Origin of the sequence: uncultured Rikenella sp., assembly GCF_947628055.1 — a bacterium.
In the GTDB taxonomy this organism is placed as follows: Bacteria; Bacteroidota; Bacteroidia; order Bacteroidales; family Rikenellaceae; genus Rikenella.
In genome coordinates, this window is record NZ_CANQYJ010000145.1 from 1 (window position 1) to 4,147 (window position 4,147).

General features: G+C 59.3%; 1 protein-coding gene and 1 pseudogene. One reads left to right on the plus strand and one right to left on the minus strand.

Features of this window, described 5'->3' with window-relative positions:
* Positions 1–120 precede the first annotated feature (120 nt).
* Complete coding sequence (locus Q0Z93_RS09745) at positions 121–2,991, plus strand: cation-translocating P-type ATPase (protein WP_298065041.1); 2,871 nt, start codon at positions 121–123, stop codon at positions 2,989–2,991.
* Positions 2,992–3,681: 690 nt separating this feature from the next.
* Here Q0Z93_RS09745 and Q0Z93_RS09750 read toward each other — a convergent pair.
* A pseudogene (locus Q0Z93_RS09750) lies at positions 3,682–4,147 on the minus strand (hypothetical protein); the annotation flags it as partial.

Sequence of the window (4,147 nt, forward strand, 5' to 3'; positions counted from 1 at the left end):
GAGGACTGCGGAGCCTAAGGAGTAGCGCAGCTATCTGAAAGTCTTTTGGGTACCTTTTCTTCAGAAAAGGTACGGTTGCCTCCAACTAAGGCAGAGAATAAACGAACCATAAAAACACATATGACACATCAAGGATTGAATCCACAGCAGGTAGCCGAGAGCCGCGAGAGATACGGCAGCAACAGCCTCACGCCCGCACCGAAGACACCGCTATGGAAACTCTTTTTGGAGAAATTTTCCGATCCCGTCATTCGGATCCTGCTCATCGCCGCCTTTCTCTCGCTCGGCATATCATTCGTACACGGCGAATACTACGAGACCATCGGGATATTCTGCGCCATATTTCTCGCCACCGGCGTCGCCTTCTGGTTTGAAGTCGACGCCGCGCGGAAATTCGACATCCTCAACCAAGTCAACGACGACAGCCCCGTGCGCGTGATACGCGACGGACAAGTGCGCGAAATAGGCAAGCGGGAGATCGTCGTAGGCGACATCATCCTGCTGGACACCGGCGACGAGATACCCGCCGACGCGGAACTCTTGGAAGCCGTATCGCTGCAAGTCAACGAATCGAACCTCACCGGCGAGCCCTCGGCACCGAAAACCATCCACCCCGAAGACTTCAAAAAAGACGCCACCTATCCCGGGAACCACGTGCTGCGGGGGACGACCGTGATCGACGGGCACGGGGTGGCACAAGTCATCCGCGTGGGCGACGCCACGGAATTCGGCAAAGTGGCGCGGCAGGCGACCGTGAAATCGGAAGAAATCACACCGCTCAACCGCCAGCTCGACCGGCTGGCCAAACTGATCGGCGTGGTCGGATTCGCCTTGGCATTCATCACATTCTTCGCACTCTTCCTGAAAGACATCCTCGTCGGGCCGGATCATTTCACATGGAGCCAGATCGGACTGCTGGGAGCCGTGCTGGCCGGAGCCGCAGTGGCATTAGTCAAAGTGTGGGTGCCGATCGTCTGCGACGCCTTTTACCTGGCAGGCAAGCCGAAACCGCTGCCTGCGGCGGTCGCCAAACTCGGCTGGCTGTTCTGGTTCGTGCTCGGCATAGTGGTATTTGCGGCGATTGCCGCGGTCGGGATGCTCTTCGGCGTCAACCCGACCCACGCCCAGTCCTGGATCGGCCTCGAAGCGGCGGGGCGGATACTCAACTACTTCATGGTGGCCGTGACCCTGATCGTGGTGGCCGTGCCGGAAGGGCTGCCGATGAGCGTCACCTTATCTTTGGCCCTCTCCATACGCAAGATGCTCCGGACCAATAACCTGGTGCGCAAAATGCACGCGACGGAGACCATGGGGGCCACGACCGTCATCTGCACCGACAAGACCGGAACGCTGACCCAGAACCGGATGAGCGTGGAAGCGGCCCATTTCGATTTCGGGGTGCCGGACGATGTGATTTACGAGGGGATTGCAGTCAACACGACAGCCAATCTGAATCGGGACGACCCGGCGCATCCGAAGCCGCTGGGGAATCCGACCGAAGGGGCGTTGCTGCTTTGGCTCGACGGACACTCTCCGGCACAGGATTACGCCGCGCTGCGACAGGCAGCGGGGATGGTGGCGCAGCTGCCGTTCTCGACGCGGCACAAGTATATGGCCACGATCGTCCGCTCGACCGTGCAGGACTTCAAAGGGGACACCGTCTTATATGTGAAAGGCGCGCCGGAGATCATGCTCGCCCGTTGCACGGGCCTCTCGGACGAGCAGCGGCGGGAGATCGAAGCACAGCTCCTGGAGTACCAGGGCAAGGCGATGCGGACGTTAGGATTCGCATACAAAATACTGCCTGCCGACACGGATTATGCACACTATGACGGAGAGCGGCTCAAGGCGTTGGTGGCAGAGGGGGGCTTGATTTTCATGGGCTACACGGCGATTATGGACCCGGTGCGGAAAGATGTGCCGGCGGCGGTGGCGGAGTGTATGAATGCGGGAATCGCGGTGAAGATCGTCACAGGGGATACGCCGGGGACGGCACGCGAGATCGGTCGGCAGATCGGGCTGTGGGATCCGGCGGCGGACGGGCCGGAAAACGAAATTACGGGCGTAGAGTGGGAGGCTTTGTCGGACGAGGAGGCGCTGGAGCGGGCCGCCTCGATCAAGATCATGTCGCGGGCGCGGCCGATGGACAAGCAGCGGCTGGTGCAGATGCTCCAGAAGCGGGGCGAGGTGGTGGCGGTGACAGGCGACGGAACGAACGATGCGCCGGCGCTGAACTTTGCGAATGTGGGGCTGTCGATGGGCAGCGGCACGTCGGTGGCCAAGGAGGCGAGCGACATCACGCTGCTGGACGACTCGTTCGCGAGCATCGCCACGGCGGTGATGTGGGGACGGTCGGTGTACCGCAATATCCAGCGGTTCGTGCTGTTCCAGCTGACGATCAATGTGGCGGCGCTGACGATCGTCTTCATGGGCTCCATGCTGGGTTTCACGCTGCCGCTGACGGTGACGCAGATGCTGTGGGTCAATCTGATTATGGACACGTTCGCGGCGGGGGCTTTGGCGTCGCTGCCGCCGGACAAGCATGAGATGAAACACAAGCCGAGACGGACGTCGGATTTCATCATCAGTCCGTTCATGCGGCGGTCGATTCTCTGGACGGGGTTCGGTTTCGTGGCGGCTTTGCTGGTGCTGCTCTACATTTTCGGGCATACGGGGGGGGGCGTTACGCCGTACAAGCTGTCGGCGTTCTTCACGGTGTTCGTGATGTTTCAGTTCTGGAACATGTTCAATGCGAAGGCGTATGCGAGCGGGCGCTCGGCGTTCCACGGTTTGCTGCACGACACGGGGTTCTTAGTCGTGGCGTCTCTGATCGTCATCGGGCAGGTGCTGATCGTCTCGTTCGGTGGCGAGGTGTTCCGTGTGGTGCCGCTGATGCTGCGGGACTGGGCGATCATCTTCGCTTCGACGTCGGCGGTGCTGTGGATCGGCGAGCTGATCCGCCTGATTGTCTACCGCCGGGAAGGACGGTAAATGTGGGCTTGTTGTGCACTGTGCCGTAAGTGACTGTTCTTTCTTTGAAAAGAAAGGCCCCATAGGGGCTTTCCGGGCTGTAATTACCCTAATCCTTAGGCTCCGCAGTCCTGCTCAATCTTTTGGGGGGCCGGAACCAGCGGGCCGTTTAGGGTAGTTACAACCCGGTTCGAGTGCCGAGCGGCACTCTCTGCCCGGGGTGGCTCCGGGGCGTCATAGGGAGATCATGACTGAAAACCCCTCTTGGATGCCGTTAGATATAACGGCCCGCCCGCTGCCGCGGGATTTTCGAGCACCGCTGCGGGGGGATGGCAAAGGGGACTGGCCCCCTTTGATGCGCTTTTTGCTTACTTTTTAACTGCGCTTCGCTTGTTTTCCTCCTCGCCGCTCGGCAAAGCGTGCAAGCCTTCTTTGCTCTCGCTGGCAGCGTCGGTTATCGCATCATAAAAGTAAGTGCCCGCCCTGCAGGAGGGCTGCAAAGAAAAGGCTTTTTTTAAGAAGAAAGCCCCGCCGAATCGAGGCGACAAAAAAACTACTATTTGCGACCGTAGGTCGCGCGGGCCGCAGCATCGCCCTGCGGAGGTGTAGAACAAGCCCTATTCCGTATCTCCGGTCAGGGAACCCGGCGATTTATTTCCATGGGGGCGGAGGGGGGAGGAACGGGGCGCTTCACACTCCTATCCTTACCTCCTACTCCCGTACGCAACGGACCGGAAAACCGATAGCCGGTGCAGGCCAACCGCCACCGTCGTTGAAACCGCTGGGTTTGACTGTACTCGCGGTCGAGTAAAGGTAGTATATCACTCCGTTGGTACTGGTAGAGGACATACAGCTTAATTCAACGGTCACCAGATTGAAATTGCCATTCAGCCAATGGCGGTATCCGGCAGCGGGATACCAAGTCTTACCGGCAGCTCCGTGTACAACTGTGTTGAAAACTCGTCCTCCGGAAATATCCAGCACGCTGTTGTCCATATTGAAAGCTTTCCAAGGACTCGGATTGGGAATATCCGTTGTGGTACCGCTTTTCGGCAATCGCCAACCGTTCGGACAGGGGTCGAACAAAGTCTTGATCTCGTCCCGCCAAAGTTCGCCGTTCTGCGGAGATGTCCAGTCATTCTGCGCCGCCGCGAAATAGAACGCGACGGGGTTGCGG